Source organism: Rhodobacter capsulatus (assembly GCF_052363175.1).
GTDB classification, from domain to species: Bacteria; Pseudomonadota; Alphaproteobacteria; order Rhodobacterales; family Rhodobacteraceae; genus Rhodobacter; species Rhodobacter capsulatus_D.
Map to the genome: position 1 here is coordinate 3433144 of NZ_CP198946.1, position 25976 is coordinate 3459119.

The following is a 25976-nucleotide window of genomic DNA, read 5'->3' on the forward strand; positions in this document are numbered from 1 at the left end:
GATCAGCTCCGGGGGGTCAGTTTCAGCTTGATCCCGGCATCCGAGCGCACGGTCAGATGCGCGACCGGCATCGGCACCTCGCCCGCCACCGGCTCGAACCGGAAGGCGCGCAGGAAGATCGACAGGATGAGCGGCCCTTCGGCCATCGCGAAGGCGGCGCCGGGGCAGACCCGCGGCCCTTCCGAGAAGGGCACATAGGCGTCGCGCAACCCGATCTTGCCGTTCTCGGTCTCCCAGCGGCCGGGATCGAAGGCATCCGGGTTGTCCCAGATCCGCTCGTGCCGGTGCAGGTGCCACGGGCTGACGATGATCTGCGCGCCCTTCTTCACCTTGCGGCCGCGGAACGTCATCGGGCAGGCGGCCTCGCGCACGAACATCGGCACCGGCGGGTAAAGCCGCATCGCTTCGCGGAACACCGCGCGCGACAGTTTCAGCTTGTTGATGATGGAAAACACCGGGATGTCGTCGCCCAGCACCTCGGCCGCCTCGGCGGTCAGTTTCTCCTGCCATTCGGGATGGGTGGCGAGCAGGTACAGCGACCAGGCCAGCGCCGCGGCCGAGGTCTCGTGTCCGGCAAGGAAAAAGATCGCCACCTGATCGACCATCTCTTCGGTGCCGAAGACGCGACCGGTTTCCGGGTCGGGCGTCGTCATGATCTTCGTCGCCAGATCGTCGGGCGCGATGCCGTTTTCGATCTCGTTCGCCCGCATCGTCGCAAGCTGCCCGATCAGGTCGCGGATCGCCTTGGCGGTGCTGCGCGTCTGTTTCGAATGGAACGACGGGAACCATTTCGGCAAGGGCAGGATCGCCGCAAGGTTCGCCACCGGATGCGCCGCCTGATGGGCGCGGAAGCCCTCGAAGGCGGCCTGCGCGATCTCGTGCTCGATCGGCATCGAGAACATCGTGCGGAAGATCACATCCATCGCCACATGGCTGGTTTCCGCCTCGATTTCCAAAGGCTTGCCATCGGCCTTGGCCTTCAGCCGTTCGACCGCGGCCACGCCGCTGTCCCACATCGCCGGGAAAACCTCGCGCAACCGGCCGCCCTCGAAGGCCGGGTCGATGATGCGGCGTTGATGCTCCCAAAGCGCGCCGTTGGTGATGAAAACGCTATCACGCAGAAGCGGTTTCAGGCCAAAGCGGATGCGTTCGGATTTCGGGAAATCATGCGGCGAGCCGCGCAGCACCCGGTGCACCAGCTCAGGTTCGTTGCACAGGAACGACCGGAAGAACGGCGTTTTCATCTCGGCCATCCAGGCGCGGTAAAGATGCGCGGGCTGCGCCGAAAGGATGTCGCGCTGAAAGAGCCGAAGGTATTCGACAAGCGAGACCTTGCCCTCGCGCGCGGCCGGTTTCGGCGGCAAACGGGTCCCCTGCGGAGCGGTTGCGGTGTCATCTCTCATCGGGTCGCTCCGGCGCTGCAAGGTCATCGGCGGGTATCCAAAGGCAATTTGCGCTTGTCAGTGACGGCTATCACAGGAAATTGCCCCTGTCCGCAAAGTGATACCTTGGGTCGCACTCGCCCGGACCGGGAAACGGGAGTAAAGTCGTCGGAAATGCAACCGGCGCAAAGGCCCGAGTTTCGATGCTTGACGCCCTCGATCCCCCGACGCACCCCTGCGGGAAGTGTCTCTTTTACGAAAAGAGCCTGTGGAATCCCGTGGGGATTGGCGGCGTGTCGGTCTTGGCCTGCGGCTTTTCCCGCCGCGAGATCGCCGCGGGCGAGGTGCTGTTCGAACAGGGCAGCCGCAACAAGGGCGTGTTCTGCGTCTCGAAGGGGCTGATCGCGCTGCGCAGCCATAACCCCGACGGCTCGTCGACGCTGATGCGCCTTGCCTATCCGGGCGAGATCGTCGGCTTTCGCTCCTTCCTGAGCCATGGCGAGCATCAGACCGAGGCAAGGGCGCTGATGCCCGCGCGGGTCTGCACCGTCGCTCGCGGCAGCGCCGAGAAACTTTTGCGCAGCCACCCGGCGATCATGGAACGGCTGATGGTGCGCGCGGTGGCGGAAATCGACCGCAGCCATGCGCGGATCATCGCCGCCGCGACGACCTCGAACAAAGACCGGCTGGAAGAGCTGCTGACCTGGCTGATGGCCCGACACGGCAGCCGCGACGGGGCCGAGTTGCGGATGCAACTGCCGATGACGCGGTCGGATCTGGCCGATCTGATCGGGGTGCAGCGCGAAACCATGTCGCGTCTGATCAAGCGGCTGGAAGAAGACGGCGTGTTCCGTTTCTCGGGCCGCGAGGTCTGCATGCGGATGAGCGGCGATGTGATGGCCGAATGCAGCGCCGAAGAACGCGCCGAGGTGGAACTTCTGGTGCAGCGTTTGCGCTGACCCCAAAAAGGCATCACCGCGTCACGACAACGCAATAAAATTCGACCGGAAACGAACCGGATTAGCGTTTCGGTAAGCTGCGGCCCGTAGCGTGCAGGCGTCTTGCCAGTAGCGCACCCGATGATCGACCTTTGCGATTCCCATTCCCTGCAGGAGATGACCGGGCTTCGGCGCGGTCTGTTGCGTTGGCTCAAGACACCCACTCGCCGTGCCCATTCGCCTGCCGCGACGGCTATGGCCAAGGATTTCGCCCCCCTGCCCGGTCCGACCGCCTCACCGATCTCTTCCGGGTGGAAACCGGCATGACCCTGTCTTCGGCACGGCGCAGTTTGAACAAGGGGCGCACACAAGAACAATCTGCCACGGCAGCATTGGCGATGCCCCCCGTGTCCTGCGCCGCAGGTCTTGGACGCACATCGCAGGGAGGTGTTACATGATCCCGTCGAACCCCGCTCTCTGCGCGACCGCCCAGAGCTGCTCGGATCTGGTTCACACCGTCCGCACTGAAACCGAAGCACATTTCCTGCGTGCGGGGGTGGCCCTTGTGTCCGTCTGCGAGCGGTTCGACATGGTGGAACGGCCGATTGCGGCCCTGTCCGATCTGTCCCAGAGCGGCGACGTGCAGGGGCTTTCCAGCCAGATCCGGCAGTTCGAAACCATGCTGCAGAGCCTGATCCTCAGCGTGCGCGATGCCCGGACGCCGCTCGGTCACACGCTGGAAAAGGCGCGTTCGATGCATGGTGTCGTGGCGCAGCTCGCCCGGGTGATCCGCACCATGAACATCGTGACACTGAACGCCCGCGTGGCCGTGGCGCCGATGGTGGATGCGAAGACCTCGATGTCCGTCTTCACCCGCGACGCGGCCGAGCTCGTGCAACATGCCTTTCGCAAGCTGACGGAAATCGAGCAGGCGCTTTCGGACCTCGATGTGCAGGTGGAGCTGTCGCGCTGCCAATCGGGCGATCTTGGCCGGATGCTCGACGAACGGGCCGCGGCGGCTTTGGGCGAGATCGTCGATGGTCTGGCACGGCTCGAAGATCATATCGGCACGCTGACGATGCGCGGCGGCAAGCTGTCGCGCGCGGCGCTGACGATCCGCGACGCGGTGGCGAAATCGGTCATGGCGCTGCAGGCGGGCGATGCGATGCGCCAGCGGCTCGAACATGTCGAAGCCATGCTGCGTGCGGTCTCGGATCCCGCCCCCGGAACCGGGATGCAGGCGGCATTGCTGAACCTGTCGCAGCGACAGATGTCTGACGCCTCTGAGCGCCATGCGCCCCATATCGCGATGCTTGAGCGGCAGCTGCAGCTGGCAGCGGGCCAGACCACCACTTTCCTTGGCGAGGTCGACGAGGTGTTCCACCCCGGTCGCTCGGGGGTCAATGATCTGCTCAATGCCTTCAGCGACATCGAACGGGTGCTGGCAGATGCGGCCGGGCTGCAGCTGTCACTGGGCGAACATGCCCGCAAGCTGATGGCTGCGGTCGATATGGTCCAAACCCATGTGAAGGAAATCGGCGCGCTTGAAGCGCGGATGAACCTGATCGGCATCAATGCGGTGATCGCCTGTTCGAGCCTTGGACAGGATGGTCTGGCACTGAAGGTGATCGCGCATCAGCTGCGCGATCTGGTCGAGGAAAGCAGCGGCTGCGTCACACGGATGCAGCGCGATCTTGGGGGCATCCGCAGCACCGCGCAAGAAGTGGCCGAATTGCTCGATCTGCAGGCGCAAGACACGCGATCCATCCGCGAGGGGCTGGAAACGCAGGTGACGCCGGGGCTGACCAAACTGCGTCTGGCGCTGCGGGAGGTCCGCGGCGCAGTGAATGCCAACCAGTCGCATCTGTCGGGCGGTCTGCAAGACGGGCTGAGCGCGATGGAGGCGCATCGCATCCGGATGGAGACAATGGTGCAGCGGGTGGAGACGACGCTGGCCTCCCAGCCGCGGCTGCGTCAGTTCACCCTGACCCCGGACGAGATGGCCCTGATCACCTCGCTCCGCGATATCCTCTCGATCGAGGCGGAGCGCACGGTGCATGATGCCTGGCTGTCGAGCATCGGCGTCGATGCCTCGGCATTCGAAGTGTCGATCCCGCAGGCGGTCGGGTCGGATATCGTCCTGTTCTGAGGGCCCGCTCAGCGCGGGGTCAGCGCCAACCAGATCCCGTCGCGGCCGCGCACGGTCAGCTGCGCCACCGGCATCGGCTCGCGGCCCGGCACCAGCGCGACGCGGAAGTGCTTCAGCATCATCGCCAGCAACAACGGCCCCTCGGCCATGGCGAAGCCCGCCCCGGGGCAGACCCGCGGCCCGGCCGAGAACGGCACATAGGCCAGCCGCGAACTTTCCCGCCCTTCGGGTGTGTCCCAGCGCGTCGGGTCGAAATCGTCCGGGTCTTTCCAAATCCGTTCGTGTCGATGCAGGTGCCAGGGGCTGACGACGATCAGGGAGCCCTTCGGCACCTTGCGGCCGCGGAAGGTTTCCTCCTGCTCGGCCTCGCGCAGATACATCGGCACCGGCGGATAAAGCCGCATCGATTCCCGGAACACCGCGCGGGCCAGTTTCAGCCGCGGCACCGACGAGGCGTAGATCTTCTCGACATCGATCACCGTCTCGGCTTCCTCGGCCAGCTTGTCCTGCCATTCCGGGTAAAGCGCCATGAGATACAGCGACCAGGCCAGCGCGGCGGCACCGGTCTCGTGCCCGGCCAGAAGGAAGATGCCGACCTGATCGACCATCTCGCCCGGGCTGAAGCACTTGCCATCCTCGGGGTCGGGAGTGGTCATGATCCGCGTTGCCAGATCATCGGGCGCGGTGCCCGCCGCGATCTCGGCGGCCCGCGCTTCAACGAGCGAAGAGATGAAGCCGCGGATCTGTTTCGCCGTTTTCGCCGTCGCGCCAAAGCGCAGCCGCGGCAGCCAGCGCGGCAGGGAAAACAGCGTCCCCGTATTCACCATCGGCCGCGAGGCCTGATGCGCGCGGAAGGCATCAAAGACCGCATTCGCCGTCGCATTCTCGACCGGGATCGAAAAGAGCGTGCGGAAGATCACATCGAGCGCGATATGGCTCGCCTGCCCCTCGACATCGATCGGGCGACCATCGGCCAGCGGTTTCAGCCGCTCGACGCCCGAAAGCGCGGCATCCCACATCGCGGGCAGAACATCCTTGGTGCGGCCACCGTCAAAGGCCGGATCGATGATCCGGCGCTGCCGTTCCCATTCCGGCCCGTTGGTGATGAAGATCGAATGGCCCAGCAGCGGCGTCAGCCCCTCGAAGAGCCGCAGCGATTTCGGGAAATCCTCGGGGCGGCGGGTCAGGATCAGATCGACCAGATCGGGGTCGTTGCACAGGAACGAGGTGAAGAAGGGCGAGTGAAATTCCGCCATCCAGGCGCGGAACATCCGGGCCGGTTGCACCGCCAGAATGTCCTGCCGGATCAGGCGGAAGAAATCGCGGACGCCGACACGCTCGGGCCGGGGCGCGGGCTTGACCGGGCGGCGATGCGCAAAGGGGCATTGCGGTTCCTTGGCGGCGCGGTCGGCGGTTGCGTCTTTCATCTGTGTCTCACCCTACCCAGTTCGGCCCCTTGTGGCACGAAGCAGGCGCAGCTGTGTTGACCATCGTCAAGTTTATGCTGCGATCTCAGTCGACTGCGGGCACCAGAACCGGCTCGGCCCGCCAATCGTCGGGGAACATCCGCTCCAGCGCCGCGATCTTCGGCATGTCGATCGTCGCGATATAGGGGTGGTCGGGATAGACGGTCAGGAAGTTCTGATGATAGCCCTCGGCCGGGTAGAAGGGCACGCCCGGATCAATCTTCGTGACAATGGCGGCCTCGAAGGCGCGGGCGCGGGTCAGCTGATCGATATAGGCTTTCGCGATCCGCGCCTGATCCTCCGTGGTCGGAAACAGCGCCGAGCGGTATTGCGTCCCGACATCCGGGCCTTGCCGGTTCAGCTGCGTCGGATCATGCGCGACCGAGAAAAACACATGAAGCAGCTCGCCATAGCTGATCTGTTTCGGGTCAAAGACGACCTGCACGGATTCGGCATGGCCGGTGTCTCCGCCCGAGACCTGATCATAACTCGCCGTCGCCGCCTCGCCGCCCGCATAGCCCGAGGTGGCGTTGATCACGCCCTTCAGATGCTGAAACACCCCCTGCACGCCCCAGAAGCAGCCACCCGCAAAGATCGCGGTTTCGGGGCCGCTTAGCGCGGTTTCATCGACGGCGGGGGGCGGGATCACCCGGCCTTCCTCGGCCAAAACAGGGGTGGCGAAAGACAGGGCAAGCGTCAGGGCAAGACCAAGGCGGCGCATTTTGCGATCCTTTATCCGAAGGTGAAGGCAAAGGCCCGGACGCCGGGGGCGTCGAAGCGGATCTCGAACAGGTGGTCTGCAACCGGGCCTTTGGCGCGGTAGAGCTGGTAGAGCCGATCCTCGGTCACGGTGCCGCGGCCCGCGGCATCGACATCGAGCCCCGCATCGGCCCCGGGGGGTTGGCCGTCGATCGTCACGGTGAAGGGCACGGGGGCCGCGCCCGGCGCCAGCACCAGATGCAGGTCGCGGGCATGAAAGCGCATCGTGACGCTGCCACCGGGGGCAGTCAGCTGTGCGGCCTCGACGCCCACGGTCCAGTCGCCTGCCAGCGCCCATTCGTTCAGCCGAAGATCGGGCGCGGTGTAGCGGTGCGATTGATCGGCGATCAGCCCCTCAGGGTTAAGGTTACCGCTGGCGCGGGCATGGCCAAGGTAGGTCTCGGGCGAGGCCACATCTTGCATGTCCGCCGGGGCCGAGACGCCCGCGGCCTGCACCTGCGCCTTGGTGTCGGGCGCCTGCCCGGCTTCGGCCAGAAGCGTGCGGATCACCTGTTCGGACTCCTCATAGCCGCCCTCGCCGAAATGGTGGTGGCGGATCTGGCCTTTTGCATCGACGAAGTAATGCGCGGGCCAGTAGCGGTTCGAAAACGCCCGCCACAGCGCGTAATCATTGTCGAGCGCGACGGGATAGGTCAGGCCCAGATCCTTGACCGCCTTGGCGACATTGGCCGGGTCTTTCTCGAAGGCGAATTCGGGCGCGTGCACGCCGATCACCACCAGCCCCTTGTCACGATAGGCGGCGTCCCAGGCCTGCACATGCGGCAGCGCGCGCAGGCAGTTGATGCAGGAATAGGTCCAGAAATCGATCAACACGACCTTGCCGCGCAACTGGGCCGCGGTCAGCGGCGGCGAGTTGAGCCATTGCACCGCGCCGGTCAGATCGGGCATCTGGCCTTCGACCGGCAGCGCCTCGGGTTGGCCTTTCGCGGTCATAGCCGGACCGGCCATCATCGCAGGACCGCCCGTCATCGCCGGAGCGGCCTGCATCACCGCACCGCCGTCCGGGCCGAACCGTGACAGGAGCGCCGCCTCAAGCCGGTTTGTCGAAGCGGTCGAGAGCCGCGTCAGCACGCCGGTATCCAGCCCCAAGGCAATTGCCGCAACGCCCACCAGAACGAGCGCGCCAAGGCCGCGTCGCAGCCCTTCGCCAATGCCAAGGCCGCGCTTCATCAGCGCAAAGACCCGCCCCCCGGCCAGAAGTGCCACAGCCAAAGCCGTGGCCGCCCCCAGCGCATAGGCGAAGAGAAGTCCGGTCGTCGCAAGGCTCGCCCCGTTCAGCGCCGCCCCGGTCAGGATCAGCCCGAGGATCGGCCCGGCGCAGGGCGCCCATAAAAGCCCGGTCGCCACCCCCAGCGCGACCGAACCGAGGAGCCCCTCGCCCTGCCCCGCGCTGCGGTTGCCAAGCGCGACCAAGGGCCGGGTCAGGCGCTCGGAGAGCGCCGGGAAGAGCAGCATCAGCCCGAAGGCACCGAGCAGCGCCAAAGCGATCCCCCGGCCCCAGCCATTCGCCGCCACCGCCCAGCCGCCGCCAAGGGCGGCAAGGCTTGCCACGGCAGAAAAGGCCAGCGCCATTCCGCCGAGCATCGGCAAGCCATTCGTCCAAAAGGGTTTTCCCGCGCGGGCAAAGACGAAGGGCAGAACCGGCAGGATGCAGGGGCTGAGGATCGTCAGCACCCCGCCCAGCCAGGCCAGAAAGACAAGGGCCATGGCTCAGGCCGCGGCGGGGGTGAAGGTCATCGCCACCCCGTTCATGCAGTAGCGCAGCCCGGTCGGCGGCGGGCCGTCCTCGAAGACATGGCCAAGATGCCCGCCGCAGCGGGCACAATGCACCTCGGTCCGGGTCATCATCAGCGCACCGTCGATACGGGTGCCCACCGCGGTCTCGGAAATCGGCTGGTAGAAACTGGGCCAGCCGGTGCCGCTGTCGAATTTCGTGTCAGAGGAAAACAAGGGCAGAGCGCAGCCCGCACATGCAAAGGTGCCCTTGCGGTGTTCCTGCTCCAAGGGGCTCGTGTAGGGATATTCCGTGCCCTCCTTGCGCAGCACCGAATAGGCCTCGGGCGTCAGCAGCTTGCGCCATTCGTCATCGCTGTGCACGACTTCGAAACTTTCGGCCGGGGCCTTGTGCGGCGCCAGCCCGACGGCGGCCAGACCCACCGACAACAGCAGATTTCTCCGGTTCATGCGCTCCTCCGCAGCTTGATCCGGAGCATCAGTTAGGGCGCTAACGGCCGCTGTCACGGGTCCGCGGCCAAAGCTTTCGTGAGCTGGTTAAAAGATCGCGTGATCGCCCCGATCATCTGCAATCTCGCCGCGCAGCATCGCAGCGACGTAATCCTCGAACCGGTCGGTGCCGAATTCCGGCGTCGCATCAGCATCATAGCAGCCCTTGGCCGGGTTCCAGAGCAGCATCGATTCCGAGGCGTAATAGCGCCCGATCTTTGCCAGCTCGGCCTTGCCCGCAAGCTTCGGGGAAAATTTGCCAAAGACCGTCAGCACGCCGACAATCGCATCCATCAGCTTCGGCGTCACATGCTTGATCTTCACGGGCTTGCCGGTCAGGCGTTCGAGCATCGCCGCCTGATCAAGCGGCGTCATCGCCGGGCCGGGGCCGCCAATCGGCAGCACCTTGCGGATCTTGTCGGGATCATTGAGGCAGGAGGTGATGAACCGCCCCAGATCGGCATCGGAAATCGGCTTGCAGGCCGTGATGCGCCCGTCGCCGAAAACCAGAAACGGCTTGCCCTTCTGCACCCGCGGGATCTGCCCCGAGAGCGACTTGAAGAACGCCGTCGGCCGCACGATCGACCATTCGAGCGGCGAGCCGCGCAGTTGCGATTCAAACGCCAGCTTGGCTTTCTGGAATTGCAGATAGGGCTTTTGCACGCAGATGGCCGAGAGCAGCACGAATTTGCGCACCCGTGCCTCCATCGCAGCTTCGAGCGCATTGGCATGGGCGCGGTCATCGATGGCCCAGGCGTCGGCGGGCAGCCCGGTGCGCGAGGCAAGGCAGGACACGATCGCGGCGCAGGGATGATCCTTCAGCACCCGGGCCACGGTGTCGGGATGGCTCACGTCGCCCTCGATCAGCGTGCAGCCGGGCAGCTTGGCGGGATCGGTACCGGGACGCACCAGCGCCCAGACGCCATGCCCCTCGGCCAGAAGCGCCGCAGCAGTGGCCCGGCCGATGGTGCCGGTGCCCCCCAGCAAAAGCACACGGAATTTCAGATCTTTCATCGCAAGGCCCCCTTATCGCGCCCGCACCTTAGCAGGATGAACGGGCGCGGCCAGACGCAGTTTGGCGCAGGGGAAACGAAAGGGGCGCAGACCCCGCGGCCTGCGCCCCCGACCCGTCAGATGCGGCGATCAGTTCTTGCCGACGATCACGTCGGAGGCCTTGATGATCGCGCAGGCCTCGTCCCCGACCTTCAGCGCGAGGTCGGCGGCAGCTTCATTGGTTATGGAGGCGGTGACGATGGTCCCGCCGATGTCGATCTTGACATGGGTGGTGACGTTACCGATTTCGACGGCGGTCACTTTGCCCGCCAGAATATTGCGTGCGCTGAGTTTCATCGGGGTGTCCTTTCCCGGTACGATTGAGTCCATTTGTGCCAATTTCTTGCGGCGAGGATAGTGTCAATCTTTGCTAGAGCTTTGACAATATAAGAAAAATCTACATATCGGAGCCATGCGGTCACCGCATGGCTCCCCTTCCGGTGGTGGGACGGAGACCTTAGCCCTCGGGGACGGTAAGAAGGTCGGTCAGCGCCGAAAGCGGCAGATCCAGACGGCGGATCTGCAATTCCTCAAGGAATTTCTCCTCCATCTTCGTCAGCGGGCCGGGGATCACCGCGACATGGCCCGCGCCCGAGCGCTTGGCGATCTGACGCGCGTAAATCCGCAGCAACTGATCATCAAAGCGGCAGCCAAGGAACAGGAAGGGCCGACCGGTGCGACGTTCGCGGACCTCCTCCGGAATCGGCGTCTGGATGTCGATCTCGGTCAGCACCTCGACGTAATCGGCATCCGAGAGCAGGAACGACGACCCCATCCGCACGAGGCCATTGGGTTTGTAGATCAGCGATTTCCACGCCGGATCGGGGGCCGCGACGGGTTCGCCGAAACTGTCGAAGGCGGCGGTGAAGGCATCGGAATGCGTCCCCGCCCGGCTGATCCCCTGCACAAGGCCCCAATCGCCATCGCCGGGGCCAAAGGCGCGCAGGATGCCCTCGTCATACCAGGTGTCGACGACCATCGGCACCCGCATGCTTGCCAGCCAGTCATGCACTGGATTGGGCCGATCGGGTCGGCCGACAAAAGCCTTGCGCACCAGCGCATCCAAAGTCGCGCGGAACTTCCGGCTTTCGATATATTGCGCCACCGACCACAGATTGCCCGAGGCCCGGCGCGGCACCCGCACTTCGGCTTCAAGGCGGCGGCACAGCTCGGCCGTCGTGCCGGGCGCCTGCCCGCCCGACAGCGCCGAGACCTCCGGGCCAAGATAGGGAATGCGGCGGCCCGCCCCCACCTCGGCCATGACAGCTTCCAGAATCTCGGGTTCGGTCATGTTCACTCCTCGTCTGAAAGCTTGCGCGCCTCGACCGTCACCGGCAGCTGCGGCGGGGTGTCGAACTCGGGCATGGCAAAGACCCAGCCATTGGCGAGCTTCGCCCAGCCGCCCCAGAGCCCGGGTTTTTCCTGCTCGACCACCATTTCCTCAAGGTCTTTCTTCGGCACATAGGCTTCGATGCCCTTGGCGGTTTCGCGGATCATCACTTTCATCGGGGCAGTTCCTTCGCGGGTTGGGCGAGCATGTCGCGGGTCACAATGTGGGATTGCAGTTGCCGTTCGCCGCTGCTGGTGCGGGCGGCCTCGGCGGGTTTGATTTCCTTCTCGCGCATGCCGACGATCGAGCCGCGCTCGATGAAGTCGATGGCGTAGATGTAGAACTGCGACAGGAACACACCGATGTCGCGGACATAGCCGACGTCGCCCTTTTTCACGACAATGTCGCCGATCTCGAAGCCGGGCATGGTGCCGTCGTTCTTCACCTGCTTGCGGGCGATCACCTTGTCGCCCGGCATGTAGGCGGGGGCGCGGTAGACCTCGATTTCACGGTCGTCGGTCGACATGGGTCACTCCTCGATATGGGCGAGCCGGTGGATTGCGGTCTCGCGGATGATGTCTTCGGGGTCGGCGACAAGGCGGCGCAGCTCGTCCCGCCCGCCTTCCTCGGCGACGGTGTGGCGCACGCGGATGTCGTCGTCGGCGACAAAAAGCGCGGGCCGCCGCCGCGCCGCCACCCGCCGCACCAGCGGCTCGGGATCAGTGCGAAAGCGGTCGAGAAAGGCGGGCGCGATGCGGCGGGCGACCTCGGCGCGCACTTCGGGATCGGGGTCGGCACTCAGCATCGGCAACATCCCCGGCTCGGCGCGGCGGGCAACGATCAGACGAACGTAACCGTCCTTGTCCTGCGCCATCGGCATCAGCTTTCCGGGCGGCAGCCGATGCGCGACCGCGATCCGCACCGCGCGCTCGGGGTCCTTGATCAGCCGCTCGGCATGCGAGGCGGGCAGGCGCAGCACTGCCATGCCGCGCACCGCCGGGTCTTCGTCGTTCATCAGCCGCGGCAGCCGGAAGACCGAGGCCGTCCGCGCCGCATTCACCCGGGTTTCGAAATAGGGATGGCTCAGATTCTCGTCGGCCAGTTCCGGGTTGAGCAGAAAGAACCGCTCGATCCGCTTGGCGTAGCGGTCATTCAGGCAGGACCAGCCGAGCCCGCATTGCCCGCTCTCCAGCCGGTCATGGAACCGGCAGGCGCTACAATCGAGCGCCTCGCCAGTCCAATCAAGGGGTTCGGGGCCTTCGGGCATCGGATCCTCAGGCGCTCTGTGCTTGTTTCTGGGCCATTTTTTCGCGGTAAAGCGCAAGGACGGCGGGCTCGATGTAGTCGTGCGCCCAATCGTCTCTGGCGGTGATGCCTGCCGCGGCGAGGCCCTCGCGCGGGCAGTCGCCGATCTTTGCCACCAGCACCGTGTCGATGCCGTCGAGCGTCGCGATCACGCGCTCAAGCCGGTCCTCCTCGCCGCCGCCATCGACGCAGTAGTTGTCGCAGCGGCGATGGAAGGCGAAGCGCACCCCCGTCGCGTCGACCTCGAAGACCTGGAATTCGGTCGCATGGCCGAAGTGCTGGTTGATCCGCCCGCCGCCCTGCGTCGTCACCGCGACGAGGAGTTTCGGCGAGCTCGCCGCCACCGCGGCTTCGGTCGCGGCTTGCGCCGCCTCGGCCGCGGCGCGGCGGTCTTCGCGTTCGGCGACGACCCAGTCGCGATAGGTTTCGCGCGCGGCACCGTCATAGACCGGGGCCTCGGGCACCAGATCGAGGGTGAATTCCTGACCGCGGTCCTCGCCAAGCAAGCCCACCGCATCGGCGCGGCATTGGCGGCAATGCTTCATCAGATTGGCCCCGCCCGCGCAGGCCTCCTGCACCGCCAGAAGCTCGGCCGCGGTGGGCCCGCGCTGCCCGGTCAGGCCGAAATGCGTGCCATGTTCGGGCGCCGAAATCAGCGGCATGATGTTGTGCAAAAACGCCCCGCGGCGTTTGACTTCCTTGTTCACCTCCAAGAGATGCGCGTCGTTGATCCCCGGGATCAGCACCGAGTTCACCTTGACGAGGATGCCGCGCGCAACGAGGCCATCCAGCGCCTCCATCTGCCGTTCATGCAGGATCCGGCTCGCCTCGACGCCATAGATCCGTTTGCGGTTATAGAAGATCCAGGGGTAGATCTGCGCCCCCACCTCGGGGTCGATCATGTTGATGGTGATCGTGACGTGATCGACATTCATCTCGACCAGTTCATCCAGATGATCGGGCAGCGCGAGACCGTTCGACGACAGACACAGCTTGATGTCGGGGATCTGCTCGGTCACCAGCCGGAAGGTCTCTTTCGTCTTCAGCCAATCATAGGCGCTGTCGCCCGGCCCGGCGATGCCCAGAACCGAAAGCTGCGGCACCTCGTTCGCCACCGCAATCACCTTGCGCGCGGCCTCGACCGGCGTCAGGCGCTCCGACACGACGCCGGGGCGGCTTTCGTTCGAGCAGTCGTATTTGCGGTTGCAGTAATTGCACTGGATGTTGCAGGCGGGCGCCACCGACACATGCATGCGCGCGAAATAGTGGTGCGCCTCTTCGGAATAGCAGGGGTGATCCTTCACCTTGGCCCAGGTCGCCGGGTCCATGTCTTCGGGTTTTTCCTTGGAGCCACAACCGGTTGCCGATGTGGTCGAGGAACAGCCGCCCGAGGCCAGCGCGGCCGAGAGGCTCTCCTTCGAGCCGATCGAAAGGGTGCCAAGGGCCACGACATTGTCCGACATGCTGCTCTCCATGCTCTGCCCGTTCGGGGGTCATGGGGGATGCAGCAAGAACCGTGCCAGCCCGGCGGCGGGGCGATTGGCACAAACCCTGCGCTTTTGTCGGGAATGCGACACGGGTCGACAGGGGGGCCAAAACAAAGACCCCGGCCGAGGCCGGGGCCAGTCTCCGCGTCCAACCGCCGTCAGATCTTGCGCACCTCGATCTCGAATTTCTGCAAGGCATAGGCGATCTGGCGCGGCGTCATGCCCAAAAGCCGCGCCGCTTTCGCCTGCACCCAGCCTGCACTTTCCATCACCCGCACCAGTTCCTCGCGGCTCAGCTGCGCGGTCTTGGTGCGCAGCTGCACCTCGTCCTTGGCAACCGGCTCGGGCTCCGGCATCGGCTCGGGCGCCACCGCCGCGGGCGGCTCGACCGGCGGCGCAGAAACGCGCACGGTGGGGGTGATCATCCGCCCGACGGCCAGGCCACCGATCGGCGAGGCCCCGTCCTGCAGCCGGAAAAGCTCGGCCGAAAGGCACGCGCCCTGCCGACAGGCGAGTTCCTCGCCCAGCACCACCTCGCCATCCGAGAGCGCGGCGGCCCGGTTCACGCAATTCTCCAGCTCGCGCACATTGCCCGGAAACTGGCAGCGGCAGATCTGGTCAAAAGCATCGCCGGCGAATTTGACATTGGTGCCGTTCTGCTTGTTGAACCGGTCAAGGAAAAGCTGCGCCAGAGGCTTGATGTCGCTTTTGCGGTTGCGCAAGGGCGGCAGGACGATCGGCACGACGCAGATGCGGAAATAAAGATCGGCGCGGAACTGCCCCCGCGCGACGGCATCCTCCAGATCGCGGTTCGTCGCGGCGACGATGCGGGTATCGACCTTGATCGTCTTCGCGCCGCCGACGCGTTCGAACTCGCCCTCCTGCAGCACGCGCAGCAGTTTCGATTGAAACGCCGGGCTGATCTCGCCGATTTCGTCGAGGAAGAGCGTGCCGCCATCGGCCAGCTCGAACCGGCCCTTCTTCAGCGCATTGGCGCCGGTGAAGGCGCCTTTCTCATGGCCGAAAAGTTCCGATTCCAGAAGGGTTTCCGAGAGCGCCGCGCAGTTGACGCGGATGAACGGGCCCTTGGCGCGGGGCGACTGGGCGTGGACCGCACGGGCGAACAATTCCTTGCCGGTGCCGCTTTCGCCGCGCAGCAAAACCGGCATCCGCGTGCTGGCGACGCGCTTGATCTGGGCGATCACCTCGGCGATGGCGGGGCTGGAGCCGACGATGCCATCCAGGCTGACCGGGATCGCCGGGCCGCGGCTTTCCGCGACGGTTTGCAGCATGCGCCGTGTGTCTTCGAGCGCGCGTTCGCGGTCGCGCGCGATGCGGCGGCGGAAGCGCAGCGCCTGTTCGAGGAGCGAGGCGACCATGGTCAGCACCCGCACATCGGCATCGGAAAAGCCGGAGCGGTTGTGGTCGTGGCTGCGATAGGCGGCCAGAACGCCGAGCACGAAATGGCTGCGCTCGGGGTCGCGCAGCGGCACGGCGATGAGGGTCTGGCCCGCATCGCGCAACCTTTTCGGCACGGCGGTCTCGCCGAATTCGGCGGCAAGATCGAAGCTGACAAAGGGCACACCGGAGCGAAACACGATCCGCGCCACGGCATCGGGGATGACCTCCGACGCGGGCGCCTCGGGCGAGCGCTGAAAGGCGGTGGCGGCGATGACGTAGGGATTGACGCCGACCCCCTCGCCCGGTTCGGCGAGCAGGGCAAGCACGCCATGGCGCAGGTCGAGAAACGACGACAGCACGTTGAAAATCTGCGGAACCTCCGCCACAGGATCGGGCGCCGACGCAAACGTCTTCGCAATCTCGTAAAGCGCGTCCAAAGCCAGACGGTCGGCAATCGACTGGGTCGAGCGGCGGCGGGGATGGTCGGGCGAGCCGGGGCGGGATTGTTGATCGGTCATGCAGTCACCCCCTCACAGGAAGGAATATCCTGCAGCGGACGACCCGAATCCTCGGAACGCACGCGCCAGCCGCCGCAGTCGGGACTTCTGCGGGTCATACTAGGACGCGGACGACAAAAGGCACATCCCAAGGACATGCCCGGCAGGCAATTTCGGTTCATTTTTGCGTAGGCACCGGGTCGATTGCGCAATTATGCGGCATTGCCGACCCGGGGGCCGGAAAATCTGGCAGGTTGCAGGCAGTCAGGATTTGATCACTTTCAGGGTTTCAAGACCGACGAAGCGGGCCTTCTGTTTCGCGGCCTGAGTCTCGAAGACCTTGAAGACCTTTTCCTTGAGCGGGCTTGAGGTGACGAAATCCCCCTGCGCGCGGATCAGCGCATCGCGGGCATGGGTCAGGATCGCCTCTTCCTCAAGGCCGGTCATGTCGGTTTCGCGCAGATAGGCGCCGAAGCGTTTCATGATGTGCAGCCGCGAAGAGTTCAGCACCTCACGGATCGGCTCGATGCCGAGGAAGGCGAAGATATCCTCGGCCGAGGAGAGTTTGGCGAGGGCGGCAAGGGTTGGGCTTTCGGTGGTCATCGGTGTCTCCCGGGGGTCAGGCTTGGGGCGGCAGGCGGTCGAGCCGCGCCACCATGCGGCGCAGGTCATCGGTACTGGCGGGGCGTTTGACCCGCACGGCATGGGCGCGCAGAAGCGGTTTCAACCGGTCCAGCACGGTGTCGGTCGCAGGCAGGCCCGCTTCAAGCAGCGCGGCGCGCAGACCGGCGGCCCCCGAATGCTTGCCGATCACGATCTGGCGTTCGCGGCCGAAGCGGGCGGGGGCGCAGCGGGGGTCTTCATAGGTATCGGCGCGCTTCAGGATCGCATCGACATGGATGCCGGATTCATGCGCAAAGACCATCTCGCCGGTGATCGGCTTTTGCGGCGGCAGCGCCCGGCCCGAGGCCTTGGCGACGACGGCAGAGAGTTCTGGCAAGGCGCAGAGATCAAGGCTGGTGTCGATCCCCCCGGCCTCAAGTGCGGCGCCGACTTCTTCGAGCGCGGCATTGCCCGCGCGCTCGCCGAGCCCGTTCACCGTGACGGACAGATGCGTCGCCCCGGCATGAGCGGCCATGATCGTGTTCGCCGTCGCCATGCCGAAATCGTTATGGGCATGCATCTCGATCGGCAGGGAAATCCGCGCCGAAAGCTGCGCGACCAGCCGGAAGGCACCAAGCGGATCGAGCAGGCCGAGCGTATCGGCGATGCGGAACCGGATGGCGCCCGCGGCGGCGGCGACCTCGGCCAGACGGATCAGGAAGTCGGGCTCGGTGCGGCTGGCATCCTCGGCCCCGACCGAGACCTGCAAGCCGCGATCGGTGGCACAGAAGACCAGCGCCGCGGTCTCGCGCAGGATCCAGTCGCGATCGACGCGCAGCTTGCCCTCTAGCTGCACGGTCGAGGTCGGCACGGCGAAATGTACCCGCTTCACCCCGGTCTTTTGCGCCATGTCGAGGTCATGCATCCGCAACCGGCACCAGACGACGGGCGTCGCGTGGTGGATTTCGGCGACGACGGCGCGGATCTCGGCCACTTCGGCCCAGCCCATCGCGGCGATGCCGACTTCGATTTCCGCCACCCCGGCGCGGTCGAGCGCGCGGGCGATGGCCTTTTTCTCGGCAAGCGAAAAGGCCACGCCAGCGGTCTGTTCACCGTCGCGCAGGGTGGTGTCGCAAAGCGCAAGGCTGCGGGTGGTTTCGGGAAAGCGGAGCATGATCTTTTCCCTTCAGGCAGTTACGGGGTCAGCGACGGGGACGGGGCGCAGCTCGGCCAGGATCTCGGGCAGGACGGCCAGAACACGGGAAATTTCCGCCGCCGTCGTTTCGGAGGAAAGCGAGAACCGCACCACCCCATGCGCCGAGGTGAAGGGCACAGCCATCGCCCTTGTGACATGACTCGGTTCGATCGCACCCGAGGTACAGGCCGAGCCGGTCGAGACTGCGATGCCCAGACGGGCGAGTTTCGTCAGCACCGCCTCGCCGTCGATGCGGTCGAAGGCAACGGTGCAGGTGTTGGCAAGCCGATGCGCGGGATCGCCCAGCACCATGACGCCCCCGAGTTTCAGCAGGCCCGCCTCCAGCCAGTCGCGCAGCGTCGCGATGCGGGAGAGATCGGCCTCCATCCGCGCCGCGGTGATCTCGGCCGCGACGCCCATGCCGACCAGCGAGGGCACGTTTTCGGTGCCCGCCCGACGGCTGCGTTCCTGCTTGCCGCCTCGGAACAGCGGGCAGAAGGGCACGCCCTTGCGCAGGTAAAGCGCCCCTACCCCCTTCGGCCCGTGAAATTTGTGACCGGAGAGCGAGAGCATGTCGATCACGGTGTCCTGCACCGAGATCGGCAGCTTACCCACCACCTGCACGGCATCGGTGTGAAACAGCGCGCCGACCGCATGGGCCTCGGCCGCCAATTGCGCCACCGGAAAGATCGTGCCGGTCTCGTTGTTCGCCCAAAGGATCGAGACGACGGCAACCCGGTGCGACAGCGCTGCCGCATAGGCATCGCGATCGAGCCGCCCGAGGGAGTCGACCGGGATGCGATGCACGGTGATGCCTTCGGTCTTTTCCAGATCGGCCGCGAGCATCAGCACTGCCGGATGTTCGACCGCGGAAATGATGATCTCGCGCCGGCCGTCCTGCACCGCCAGGGCCGAGCGAATGGCCGTCATGTTCGCCTCGGTCCCGCCGGAGGTGAAGATGATTTCCTGCTCCGAGGCGGCATCGATCAACCCCGCCACCGCGATCCGGGCCTTGCGCAGCCCCACCCCCGCCTGCGCCCCGAAGCCATGGCCCGAGGACGCATTGCCGTAATGTTCGGTGAAATAGGGCAGCATCGCCGCCACCGCCTCGGGGTAGACCCGGGTGGTGGCATTGTTGTCGAGGTAGATCGCGGGTTGGGTCATGATCAATGCCGGATGTCGGGGATGACGCGGAAGGGGCGGCCAAGGACGTCGGTGATGCGTTTTTGCACGCCAAACAGGGTCTGGCCCGCCAGCATGCAGCCCGCGCAGGCGCCGGACAGATGCACGATGACCTTGGCGCCCTCGACCCGCACCAATTCGATGTCGCCACCGTCGCGGCGGAAGGTCGGGCGCATCTCGTCGATCAGGGCGCGGATGCGGGTCACCTCGTCGGCGGCGGGGTCGGCGGCCGCTTCGGGGGTTTCGACCTGCGCGACCTTGGTGAAGCGCTCGCGCAGCGCGGTGGCATCGGGGGCGGCCTGTCCGGCGGCCCGACGCGCGGCGGCCGCGGCAGCAGGCGGCGGTGCGGGAGACTTGGTGTCGTCGTCTTGCATGTCGCGCATCGCTTTCCCCTCAGCAGAAGGATTTGCCACAGCCGCAGGCGTTCTTGGCGTTCGGGTTTTCGAAGGTGAACCCCGCGCCTTCGAGATTGCTGACGAAGTCGATCTTCGTGCCCTCGATATGCTCGCGCGTCAGCGGGTCGATCAGCACGGTGACCTCGCCGAAGGTCAGGCTGGCATCGTCGGGCTGGGCTTCCAGCTCCAGCGCCATGCCATATTTCAGCCCGGCGCAGCCGCCCGACTGCACCATCAGGCGCAGCCCGGCAACGGGTTGACCGGCGCCGTCGATGGCGGCCTTGATCGCTTCCTGGGCGGGTTGGGTGATCTCGATCATGACGCTCTCCCGTGTGATGAGTTCATCAGGGATGCAGCAAGAAGCGTGCCAACCGGCCGGGGCGAAATCAGCAAGCTTCGGGCCGGGATCGGTGACGCGGATGCAAGTTTCGGGCCGACATTGAGGGATTCCCGACAGAGATTGTCGCATCCCCTAGTCGGCCTCCTCCTCGCCCGCCTCGACGCGGGCCAGAAGCCAGGCGCCGCCGAAGCGGTCGGTCGGGTCAAGCTCGGCGGCCTTGGCCAGCACCTGCCGGGCCAGATCGCGCTGGCCCGAGCGCGCGGCCGAATAGCCCAGCCCGATCAGCGCCTGCAGATAGAGCCCCGGCGCGAAGTCATGTGCGGTGAAATCAGCGTCGTCCCGGCGCACCAGCGCCGGATCGGGCGGCAGGTTCAATCGCAATGCCGCCAGCCGCAGCACCGCCTCGGCCTGCGGTACGGCGGCGGCGTAATCGTGGGTGAAGAAGTAGAAGCGATAGGCCGCCAACCGCACCTCAAGATCCTCGGGCGCGGTGTCGAGTGCGCGCAAGATCACCTCGGCGCTGGCGGCGGTGTCGGACCGGGCGCCCTCGGCCCCGGCCAGAAGCCGCGCCGGATCAATCGGGGGCAAAGCAGGCGGCCCGTTCGTCGCACGCGTCGCAAGAGGGCGAGAGGCACAGCGAAAACGCCGCATCGGAACAGATCTGCCGGTAGAAGAATTTCTTCCAGCGCATGTTCTGCGCATTGGCGGCGGCAAGGCCGGGCAGGAAATGCCGGATCATCGCACTCAGCGCCGGGCGCGAGGGCAGACCGAGGTCTTCCCACAGATGCCGGTTTTCCATCGACCGCCGCGCCAGGATCGCGGCAAGCCACTGCGCCTCGGGCGTGGCAACCCCGGCCCGCCACAGGATCAGCGTCTCGATCGCCTGCTGATCCGGCCCGGCTTCGGGTCGGGGCAGGTCAAGATCGGGCAGTTCCATCCCGGGCGCGTAATGATCGCGCAGCCGCGCCAGATCGGCCCCCGAGAGGCCGAGCCGCTCGGGAAGTGACCCGAACCCGGCCCGACACTCGCGCAGCGCATGGGCGAGGAGAAACCCGAATTCCTCGCCCGGAAGCATTGGCGCGGGATCAACCGTCCCGGCGGTGAAGCTGTCAGGAAAGTGCAGCATGGGTCTGACATTCAGACGGGCAGACCCGGGCACAGGCGCCGCAGCCGATGCAATTGTCGGCCCCGGTCAGCGCCATGACTTTCTTGACGATTTCGTCCTCGACCTCATCCCACTCGTCGGTGCCGGGGGCGACGACCTGACCATCTTCGGTCAGCCCGTGCAGGCTCATCACGTCGCGGCCGCAGACCTTGAAGCAGCGGCCGCAGCCGATGCATTTCTGCTCGTCGATCTTCATCAGGTAAACGGGCGTATATTCCGCGCCTCCGCGGGTATAGGCAACAGTGGGCATCGCTTTGTCCTTGTTATGCTTGCTTGGCGGCTTTGAGCGCCTTGCGGGCTTCGTCCAGGTCCTTGAAAATCTGATAGGTCGCCTCGGCCACTTCGGGGATCTTCTGCCAGTCGGTCGGCAGTTCCTCGGACAGGTCGTGCAGGTTCATCTTGGCGTCGGTCGCACGCAGCGACAGTTTCTTGACCTTGGCTTCCAGTTCTTCGAGCGTCATCTCAGGCCCTCGCGGCTTCGGGGAATTCTTCGATTGTCGCGACAGCGCTTTCGACCAGCTTCTCGCCCGCCTCGGCAAGTTTCGCCCAGGTCTCGAAGCCGAAACGGTGCACGTCGCGCAGGTGTTTCGACACGACGACGAGTTTGCCCGCGATCAGCACGACGCGGCCGAAGCCCTCGTGGTGCATCTTTTGCATCTGGCTGGCCATGCAGCCGGTGCGCTTTTCGACCAGCAGGCCAATGGCGTCGTAGAATTTCGTCATCCGCCAGATCAGTTCCGGGTCGGGATCGCCGATGATCGGCATCGACCGACGTTCCTCGGCGGTGACGATGAACTCGCTCAGGATTTCCGAATTCGTCTTGTCGTCCCACAACCCGTGGCTGTCCTCGGCGCGGATCACCGCGACGAGTTGCGCCAGAAACGGGCTGTCCACCATCTCGCCGCCACGGGCAGCATCAAGCGTCATCGTCATCAGACCTCTTCCTCTTCGAAATCGGCGGTGAAATCCGGCTTTTCATAGGTGCCCAGCACCTTGCGCAGGAAGGGCGGCGGATTGCCGTTCAGCATCACCTGCACCTGCTCGATCACGGCCGAAATCGGCTCGGGTTCCTTGCGCTTGATCGGATGCATGCCCGCCCGCACCATCCGCGCGGCGGACGGGCCACCGACGGCCAGCGCAAAGACCAGCGTGCAGCCCGAAAGCGCCTCGAGCTTCGGCCCGATCCGGTCCTCCAGATCGTCATGGCGGCCCTTCTGGTCGGTCGAATTGGAGAACTGATGCACCTCGACGAAGCGGGCGCCGGTCTTCCAGACCTCATAGACGGCGATCTGCCGCGCCGAGCCGAAATGGGCGTCGAGCCTTTCAAGATCATTCGAGGCGATGGCCACGCGCAGCGGCTTTTCGCCCGGCGCGGGGCCTGCCGGTTCAACAAGGCGCAGGGTGCGGGACATGGTCAAACTCCTCTGGGATGGGGGCAGCCCCGAAATCCTCGGGGCGGGGGCTGTGATGGATCGCCTGCATCGCATTGGCGATTTCGAAGAAGAAGGCACGGGTGCCGCGATAGCCGACGCGGCAGGTATCCTGCGCGCCGATGCGGTCGAAGATCGGGAAGCCAGCGCGGATCAGCGGCAGATGCAGCGCCTCGGCGGCGTGGCGGCCGTGGCTGTGGGTGATCAGGATCTGCGCCTCGGCCTGTTTTGCGGCGCGTTCGAAATCACCCAGATCGCCCAGGATCACCTCGGCGCAGGGCATCTTCTCGATCAGCGCCGAATGCTGGGTCGTCGTCACCGCAGTGACGATCTCCGCCCCCATCGAGACAAGCGCGGTGGAGAGCGAAAACATCAGATCGGGATCGGCGGCGATGGCGACGCGAAGCCCGCCGGTGAAGAAATGCGCGTCGAGCGCCGCATCCATCATCCGCGACCGGTCGCGCTTGATCGAGGGCGGCGGGTCCTGCATGCCCGAGAGTTCCATCAGCACGCGGACAAAGGCATCGACCGCCTTCAGCCCCGTCAGGCTGGGGAAGACGTGATAGGGCACCAGCGCCCGATCCTCGATGATCTGCGCGGCGCCGCGCATCTGCTCGCCCAGCGCGAGCGTGCAGGCGGAGCGGGGAATGCGGGCGATATCGGCCAGCGACGTTCCGCCAAGCGAATGCCCCGACCAGTCGTTCGACAGATGCCCGTCGAGCGAGGTGGAGAGATCGGGCAGCACGATCGGATCGAGGCCAAAGGAGCGGATCATCCGCACCGCCTCGTCAATCTCCGAGGTGGTGAAGGAACTCGGCACCAGCACGGTCACAAGCCGCAGGTCGGGGTCGCGCTCGGTCGTGGCGGGGACAAGCGCCGAGACGATCGCCTCGACTGCTTTCGCCCAGCCATCCTGCTGACCGCCGTCGAAATCCGGGGTGGCGGCATAGACGACCTCGGTGCCGGCCCAATCCGGGCGGCGGGCCTTCATCGCGCGGAGTTCCCCCGGCGATATCCTCGCCCCGGGTTTCGGTCAGCGCGGTCGAGGCGATGCCGATGAAGCGCGGCTTTGCCCGCTTGCGGATGTTGTCGATCGCTTCCTCGATCTGCTCGCCGCCGCCAAGGATCGTCGAGACCTCGTTCATCGCGGTGGTTTGCAGCGGCACGGCTTCCTTGAAATGGCGGACAAGGTGGACCATGCCGAAGGCGGTGCAGCCCTGTGCACCGTGGAAAAGCGGCACGGCGCCTTCGATGCCCAGATAGGCCATTGCCGCGCCCAGAGGGGCCGAGGTCTTCAGCGGATTGGTCGAGAGCGCGCGGCGGGGGTGGATCAGCACGGCCATCTCAGCAATCCTCGAAATCGGTGTTGGAATTGGTCATCGCCGCCAGATCCGGGCTTGGCGCAGGCGTCGCAGCGGTGGGGGCGACCTGTTGCGGCACCAGCACCGGCGCCCGGCCCATCGGCGCGGCAATCCCCGTCACCGGGCAGGCGCCCGAGGGCGCGGGCAGCACCGATCCGGTCAGCGGCGTGTCCCAAGGCGCCGGGGCGCGCAGATCCGCCCACATCGGGTTGTTCACCGAGCGATCGATGGCGCGGACCAGATCGACCATGCCCATGTAACCGGCATATGGTTCGTGCTTTTCCTGGTTCACATCGACCCAGGGCACGAGCGCCTTCAGCGCGACGAATTGCGACCGGCCCCCGGACAGAAGCACATCGGCCTTCGCGTCCTTCAGCATCTGATACATCTCGCGCGGGGCCATGTTTTCATACATGTGCTTGTCGTCGCCCATGATCTCGACCACCCGGTCGCGGTCATTGTCGGTGGCCTTGCGCATCGAGGTGCCGACGACCTCCATCCCCAGTTCCTGCAGCGCCGAGACGACCGACCACGACTTGTGCCCGCCGGTGTAAAGCAGCACCCGCCGCCCCGCGACCTTGGGACGGAAGGGTTTCAGCGCCGCCCAGGCTTTCGCCTCTTCCTTGGCGATCAGCACCTCGCAGCGGTTCAGCAGCTCTTTCGGCGCGCCCTGCTCCACCAGCATCCGGCACATCGTGCGCAGCGATTGCGAGGTGTCGGAAATGCCGTAGAACGAGCCCTCGAAATAGGGGATGCCGTAGCGGTCCTGCATCTTGCGCGCGACATTGATCAGCGCCTGCGAGCAGACAAGCATCGTCACCTTGGCCCGATGCGCCATCGCGACCTGCTTGTAGCGCGCATCCCCGGCGATCGAGCCCAGAATGCGGATGCCGAGCTTGTCGAGGAGCGGCTTCACCTGCCACAGCTCGCCCGACAGGTTGTAATCGCCGATGATGTTGACGTCATAGGGCGTCGTCGTTTCCGGCTCCATCGTGCCGATGACATGGTCGAGCAGCGCCTCGCCGCCCAGCTTGTTACCAAGGTTCTTCGAGCCCGCGAAACCCGGCACGTTCACCGGAATGCAGGGCGTGCCCCATTTCGCCGTCGCCGCCTTGCAGACGGCATCGAGATCGTCACCGATCAGCGCCGTCACGCAGGTCGCATAGACGAAGACCGCGGCGGGGGTCTGCGCCTCGATCACCTCGCGGATGGCGCGGTAGAGCTTTTTCTCGCCGTGGCCCATGACGATGTCGAGTTCGGTCAGATCGGTGGTGAAGCCCTTGCGGAACAGTTCCGATCCCGAGGAGGCCGAGGAGCGGTTGTCCCAGCCGTTCGACCAGCAGGCGGCGGGCGCATGGACGACATGGGCGACGTCGACGATCGGTTGCAGCGCGATCATCGCCCCGTCAAAGGCGCAACCACCGGCCGCCGCCCCCGGGGTCAGCTGCTTGGTGCAGCCCTTCTTGCGCAGAACATCGGTCTTGGTCGAGTTGGTGGCGCAGCCCGGCTCGTTCAGGACATCGGCGATTTTCGACTTCAAGGCTTCGGACATGGTGCATCCCCCTGTTACGAGGGATGAAGCAAGCAACGTGCCAAGCGAAACGGCCCGGTTCTTGCACCCGTGCGGGACCGGTTTGGAGCATATCCGACAAATTGTCGGAGCCTGACCGCGCAAAACAAAAGCCCCGCCGGAGGGGCCGGGCTTTCGGGAAATCTGTCGGACGGCTCAGGCGGCTTTCGCGGTCTTCAGCCAGGCCAGAACGTTTTCCGGGCTCGAGACGCCATAGGGATCCTCGGGGCAGTTGTCCATCAGGCCGGGCTCTTCGAACCACGCCTCGATGACGCCATTATCGACGATCGCCGCATAGCGCCACGAGCGCAGGCCGAAGCCGAGGTTGTCCTTGCGCACGAGCATGCCCATGCGGCGGGTAAACTCGCCCGAGCCATCCGGGATGACCTTGACGTTGCTCAGGCCCTGCGCCTTGGCCCATTGGTTCATCACGAAGCTGTCGTTGACCGAGAGGCAATAGATCTCGTCGATGCCATTCGCGGCGAATTCCGGGAAGCCCTTCTCGAAGCCCGGCAGCTGGTAGGTCGAGCAGGTGGGGGTGAAGGCGCCCGGCAGCGAGAACAGGATCACCCGCTTGCCCGCGAAGTAATCGGCGGTGGTGACATCCTGCCAGCGGTAGGGGTTCGGGCCGCCCACGCTTTCGTCGCGCACGCGGGTGTGGAAGGTGACTTCGGGCAGTTTGCTGTTGGTCTTCATCTCTCACTCCTGTCTTCGGTCAAGCGGG

Annotated in this window: 28 protein-coding genes and 1 pseudogene; 2 read left to right on the forward strand and 27 right to left on the reverse strand. The window is 65.6% G+C overall.

Features of this window, described 5'->3' with window-relative positions; genetic code table 11:
• Window positions 1-2 precede the first annotated feature (2 nt).
• Window positions 3-1403 (reverse strand): cytochrome P450, encoded by a 1401-nt coding sequence (locus ACTTAI_RS17785; RefSeq protein ID WP_444452830.1) that lies wholly within the window; start codon window positions 1401-1403, stop codon window positions 3-5.
• 272 nt (window positions 1404-1675) lie between these two features.
• Here ACTTAI_RS17785 and ACTTAI_RS17790 point away from each other — a divergent pair, with 272 nt between their 5' ends.
• Together ACTTAI_RS17790 and ACTTAI_RS17795 are read left to right on the forward strand one after the other, a co-directional pair.
• Entirely contained in the window at window positions 1676-2341 is a 666-nt protein-coding gene (locus ACTTAI_RS17790; protein WP_444452831.1) for a Crp/Fnr family transcriptional regulator, read from the forward strand.
• Window positions 2342-2774: 433 nt separating this feature from the next.
• The gene (locus ACTTAI_RS17795) at window positions 2775-4469 is read left to right on the forward strand and encodes a hypothetical protein (RefSeq protein ID WP_444452832.1); all 1695 of its coding nucleotides are present in this window, start codon (window positions 2775-2777) and stop codon (window positions 4467-4469) included.
• A gap of 8 nt (window positions 4470-4477) precedes the next feature.
• On the opposite strand, the gene ACTTAI_RS17800 is transcribed toward ACTTAI_RS17795, so the two are convergent.
• The 26 genes and pseudogenes from ACTTAI_RS17800 to ACTTAI_RS17925 form a co-directional block, all read right to left on the reverse strand.
• Window positions 4478-5896 carry a cytochrome P450 gene (locus ACTTAI_RS17800; protein WP_444452833.1) on the reverse strand — a complete coding sequence of 473 codons (1419 nt, stop codon included), beginning with the start codon at window positions 5894-5896 and terminating at the stop codon, window positions 4478-4480.
• Between the two features lie 85 nt (window positions 5897-5981).
• Window positions 5982-6656, reverse strand: a complete 675-nt coding sequence (gene msrA / locus ACTTAI_RS17805; RefSeq protein ID WP_444452834.1) for a peptide-methionine (S)-S-oxide reductase MsrA — start codon at window positions 6654-6656, stop codon at window positions 5982-5984.
• 11 nt (window positions 6657-6667) lie between these two features.
• The gene (locus ACTTAI_RS17810) at window positions 6668-8422 is read right to left on the reverse strand and encodes a cytochrome c biogenesis protein DipZ (RefSeq protein ID WP_444452835.1); all 1755 of its coding nucleotides are present in this window, start codon (window positions 8420-8422) and stop codon (window positions 6668-6670) included.
• A 3-nt stretch (window positions 8423-8425) separates the two neighbouring features.
• Window positions 8426-8899: a peptide-methionine (R)-S-oxide reductase MsrB gene (msrB, locus tag ACTTAI_RS17815; protein ID WP_444452836.1), complete on the reverse strand. Its 474-nt coding sequence runs from the start codon at window positions 8897-8899 to the stop codon at window positions 8426-8428.
• A gap of 87 nt (window positions 8900-8986) precedes the next feature.
• On the reverse strand, window positions 8987-9952 hold the full coding sequence (locus ACTTAI_RS17820; RefSeq protein WP_444452837.1) for an NAD(P)H-binding protein: 966 nt from the start codon (window positions 9950-9952) through the stop codon (window positions 8987-8989).
• 129 nt (window positions 9953-10081) lie between these two features.
• Complete coding sequence (locus ACTTAI_RS17825) at window positions 10082-10288, reverse strand: TOBE domain-containing protein (RefSeq protein WP_444452838.1); 207 nt, start codon at window positions 10286-10288, stop codon at window positions 10082-10084.
• Window positions 10289-10448: 160 nt separating this feature from the next.
• A complete protein-coding gene (locus ACTTAI_RS17830) occupies window positions 10449-11282 on the reverse strand; it encodes an SIR2 family NAD-dependent protein deacylase (RefSeq protein ID WP_444452839.1) in 834 nt (277 codons plus the stop codon).
• A gap of 2 nt (window positions 11283-11284) precedes the next feature.
• Entirely contained in the window at window positions 11285-11497 is a 213-nt protein-coding gene (gene nifT, locus ACTTAI_RS17835; RefSeq protein WP_444452840.1) for a putative nitrogen fixation protein NifT, read from the reverse strand.
• Window positions 11494-11847, reverse strand: coding sequence for a nitrogen fixation protein NifZ (locus ACTTAI_RS17840; RefSeq protein ID WP_444452841.1), 354 nt, complete (start codon window positions 11845-11847; stop codon window positions 11494-11496). The genes nifT and ACTTAI_RS17840 overlap by 4 nt, the downstream gene beginning before the upstream one ends.
• 3 nt (window positions 11848-11850) lie before the next feature.
• The gene (locus ACTTAI_RS17845) at window positions 11851-12588 is read right to left on the reverse strand and encodes a 4Fe4S-binding leucine-rich repeat protein (RefSeq protein ID WP_444452842.1); all 738 of its coding nucleotides are present in this window, start codon (window positions 12586-12588) and stop codon (window positions 11851-11853) included.
• A gap of 7 nt (window positions 12589-12595) precedes the next feature.
• Window positions 12596-14089, reverse strand: a complete 1494-nt coding sequence (nifB, locus tag ACTTAI_RS17850; protein WP_444452843.1) for a nitrogenase cofactor biosynthesis protein NifB — start codon at window positions 14087-14089, stop codon at window positions 12596-12598.
• A gap of 182 nt (window positions 14090-14271) precedes the next feature.
• The gene (nifA, locus tag ACTTAI_RS17855) at window positions 14272-16032 is read right to left on the reverse strand and encodes a nif-specific transcriptional activator NifA (protein WP_444452844.1); all 1761 of its coding nucleotides are present in this window, start codon (window positions 16030-16032) and stop codon (window positions 14272-14274) included.
• Between the two features lie 243 nt (window positions 16033-16275).
• On the reverse strand, window positions 16276-16614 hold the full coding sequence (gene nifW, locus ACTTAI_RS17860; protein ID WP_444452845.1) for a nitrogenase stabilizing/protective protein NifW: 339 nt from the start codon (window positions 16612-16614) through the stop codon (window positions 16276-16278).
• Window positions 16615-16630: 16 nt separating this feature from the next.
• Entirely contained in the window at window positions 16631-17788 is a 1158-nt protein-coding gene (gene nifV / locus ACTTAI_RS17865; RefSeq protein WP_444452846.1) for a homocitrate synthase, read from the reverse strand.
• Between the two features lie 12 nt (window positions 17789-17800).
• Entirely contained in the window at window positions 17801-18973 is a 1173-nt protein-coding gene (locus ACTTAI_RS17870) for an aminotransferase class V-fold PLP-dependent enzyme (protein WP_444452847.1), read from the reverse strand.
• A gap of 2 nt (window positions 18974-18975) precedes the next feature.
• Window positions 18976-19374 (reverse strand): NifU family protein, encoded by a 399-nt coding sequence (locus ACTTAI_RS17875; protein ID WP_444452848.1) that lies wholly within the window; start codon window positions 19372-19374, stop codon window positions 18976-18978.
• A 10-nt stretch (window positions 19375-19384) separates the two neighbouring features.
• Window positions 19385-19705 carry an iron-sulfur cluster assembly accessory protein gene (locus ACTTAI_RS17880; protein ID WP_444452849.1) on the reverse strand — a complete coding sequence of 107 codons (321 nt, stop codon included), beginning with the start codon at window positions 19703-19705 and terminating at the stop codon, window positions 19385-19387.
• A gap of 153 nt (window positions 19706-19858) precedes the next feature.
• Complete coding sequence (locus ACTTAI_RS17885; RefSeq protein WP_444452850.1) at window positions 19859-20314, reverse strand: hypothetical protein; 456 nt, start codon at window positions 20312-20314, stop codon at window positions 19859-19861.
• Entirely contained in the window at window positions 20301-20852 is a 552-nt protein-coding gene (locus ACTTAI_RS17890; RefSeq protein ID WP_444452851.1) for a nitrogen fixation protein NifQ, read from the reverse strand. The genes ACTTAI_RS17885 and ACTTAI_RS17890 overlap by 14 nt, the downstream gene beginning before the upstream one ends.
• Window positions 20836-21141: a ferredoxin III, nif-specific gene (gene fdxB, locus ACTTAI_RS17895; protein ID WP_110806763.1), complete on the reverse strand. Its 306-nt coding sequence runs from the start codon at window positions 21139-21141 to the stop codon at window positions 20836-20838. The genes ACTTAI_RS17890 and fdxB overlap by 17 nt, the downstream gene beginning before the upstream one ends.
• A gap of 13 nt (window positions 21142-21154) precedes the next feature.
• Window positions 21155-21352 (reverse strand): CCE_0567 family metalloprotein, encoded by a 198-nt coding sequence (locus ACTTAI_RS17900; RefSeq protein ID WP_110806764.1) that lies wholly within the window; start codon window positions 21350-21352, stop codon window positions 21155-21157.
• Window position 21353: 1 nt separating this feature from the next.
• Window positions 21354-21824, reverse strand: coding sequence for a NifX-associated nitrogen fixation protein (locus ACTTAI_RS17905; protein ID WP_444452852.1), 471 nt, complete (start codon window positions 21822-21824; stop codon window positions 21354-21356).
• A complete protein-coding gene (nifX, locus tag ACTTAI_RS17910; RefSeq protein WP_444452853.1) occupies window positions 21824-22303 on the reverse strand; it encodes a nitrogen fixation protein NifX in 480 nt (159 codons plus the stop codon). The genes ACTTAI_RS17905 and nifX overlap by 1 nt, the downstream gene beginning before the upstream one ends.
• Window positions 22278-23664 (reverse strand): annotated as a pseudogene (gene nifN / locus ACTTAI_RS17915) (nitrogenase iron-molybdenum cofactor biosynthesis protein NifN). Before nifN ends, nifX begins: the two are co-directional and overlap by 26 nt.
• Before the next feature lies 1 nt (window position 23665).
• Entirely contained in the window at window positions 23666-25234 is a 1569-nt protein-coding gene (nifE, locus tag ACTTAI_RS17920) for a nitrogenase iron-molybdenum cofactor biosynthesis protein NifE (protein WP_444452854.1), read from the reverse strand.
• Between the two features lie 174 nt (window positions 25235-25408).
• Complete coding sequence (locus tag ACTTAI_RS17925; protein ID WP_444452855.1) at window positions 25409-25948, reverse strand: peroxiredoxin; 540 nt, start codon at window positions 25946-25948, stop codon at window positions 25409-25411.
• Between the last annotated feature and the right edge of the window lie 28 nt (window positions 25949-25976).

What these genes read in the sequence shown, in the direction of transcription:
- ACTTAI_RS17905 (WP_444452852.1), bottom strand. Translation starts at nt 21,824, where the DNA reads ATGACGATGACGCTTGATGCTGCCCGTGGCGGCGAGATGGTGGACAGC.
- ACTTAI_RS17810 (WP_444452835.1), bottom strand. Translation starts at nt 8,422, where the DNA reads ATGGCCCTTGTCTTTCTGGCCTGGCTGGGCGGGGTGCTGACGATCCTC.
- ACTTAI_RS17875 (WP_444452848.1), bottom strand. Translation starts at nt 19,374, where the DNA reads ATGCGCGACATGCAAGACGACGACACCAAGTCTCCCGCACCGCCGCCT.
- msrB (WP_444452836.1), bottom strand. Translation starts at nt 8,899, where the DNA reads ATGAACCGGAGAAATCTGCTGTTGTCGGTGGGTCTGGCCGCCGTCGGG.
- ACTTAI_RS17795 (WP_444452832.1), top strand. Translation starts at nt 2,775, where the DNA reads ATGATCCCGTCGAACCCCGCTCTCTGCGCGACCGCCCAGAGCTGCTCG.
- fdxB (WP_110806763.1), bottom strand. Translation starts at nt 21,141, where the DNA reads ATGCCCACTGTTGCCTATACCCGCGGAGGCGCGGAATATACGCCCGTT.
- nifX (WP_444452853.1), bottom strand. Translation starts at nt 22,303, where the DNA reads ATGTCCCGCACCCTGCGCCTTGTTGAACCGGCAGGCCCCGCGCCGGGC.
- ACTTAI_RS17880 (WP_444452849.1), bottom strand. Translation starts at nt 19,705, where the DNA reads ATGATCGAGATCACCCAACCCGCCCAGGAAGCGATCAAGGCCGCCATC.
- nifW (WP_444452845.1), bottom strand. Translation starts at nt 16,614, where the DNA reads ATGACCACCGAAAGCCCAACCCTTGCCGCCCTCGCCAAACTCTCCTCG.
- ACTTAI_RS17870 (WP_444452847.1), bottom strand. Translation starts at nt 18,973, where the DNA reads ATGACCCAACCCGCGATCTACCTCGACAACAATGCCACCACCCGGGTC.
- ACTTAI_RS17800 (WP_444452833.1), bottom strand. Translation starts at nt 5,896, where the DNA reads ATGAAAGACGCAACCGCCGACCGCGCCGCCAAGGAACCGCAATGCCCC.
- msrA (WP_444452834.1), bottom strand. Translation starts at nt 6,656, where the DNA reads ATGCGCCGCCTTGGTCTTGCCCTGACGCTTGCCCTGTCTTTCGCCACC.
- ACTTAI_RS17845 (WP_444452842.1), bottom strand. Translation starts at nt 12,588, where the DNA reads ATGCCCGAAGGCCCCGAACCCCTTGATTGGACTGGCGAGGCGCTCGAT.
- nifA (WP_444452844.1), bottom strand. Translation starts at nt 16,032, where the DNA reads ATGACCGATCAACAATCCCGCCCCGGCTCGCCCGACCATCCCCGCCGC.
- nifT (WP_444452840.1), bottom strand. Translation starts at nt 11,497, where the DNA reads ATGAAAGTGATGATCCGCGAAACCGCCAAGGGCATCGAAGCCTATGTG.
- ACTTAI_RS17925 (WP_444452855.1), bottom strand. Translation starts at nt 25,948, where the DNA reads ATGAAGACCAACAGCAAACTGCCCGAAGTCACCTTCCACACCCGCGTG.
- ACTTAI_RS17825 (WP_444452838.1), bottom strand. Translation starts at nt 10,288, where the DNA reads ATGAAACTCAGCGCACGCAATATTCTGGCGGGCAAAGTGACCGCCGTC.
- nifB (WP_444452843.1), bottom strand. Translation starts at nt 14,089, where the DNA reads ATGTCGGACAATGTCGTGGCCCTTGGCACCCTTTCGATCGGCTCGAAG.
- ACTTAI_RS17840 (WP_444452841.1), bottom strand. Translation starts at nt 11,847, where the DNA reads ATGTCGACCGACGACCGTGAAATCGAGGTCTACCGCGCCCCCGCCTAC.
- nifE (WP_444452854.1), bottom strand. Translation starts at nt 25,234, where the DNA reads ATGTCCGAAGCCTTGAAGTCGAAAATCGCCGATGTCCTGAACGAGCCG.
- ACTTAI_RS17820 (WP_444452837.1), bottom strand. Translation starts at nt 9,952, where the DNA reads ATGAAAGATCTGAAATTCCGTGTGCTTTTGCTGGGGGGCACCGGCACC.
- ACTTAI_RS17890 (WP_444452851.1), bottom strand. Translation starts at nt 20,852, where the DNA reads ATGCTGCACTTTCCTGACAGCTTCACCGCCGGGACGGTTGATCCCGCG.
- ACTTAI_RS17785 (WP_444452830.1), bottom strand. Translation starts at nt 1,403, where the DNA reads ATGAGAGATGACACCGCAACCGCTCCGCAGGGGACCCGTTTGCCGCCG.
- ACTTAI_RS17900 (WP_110806764.1), bottom strand. Translation starts at nt 21,352, where the DNA reads ATGACGCTCGAAGAACTGGAAGCCAAGGTCAAGAAACTGTCGCTGCGT.
- ACTTAI_RS17830 (WP_444452839.1), bottom strand. Translation starts at nt 11,282, where the DNA reads ATGACCGAACCCGAGATTCTGGAAGCTGTCATGGCCGAGGTGGGGGCG.
- nifV (WP_444452846.1), bottom strand. Translation starts at nt 17,788, where the DNA reads ATGCTCCGCTTTCCCGAAACCACCCGCAGCCTTGCGCTTTGCGACACC.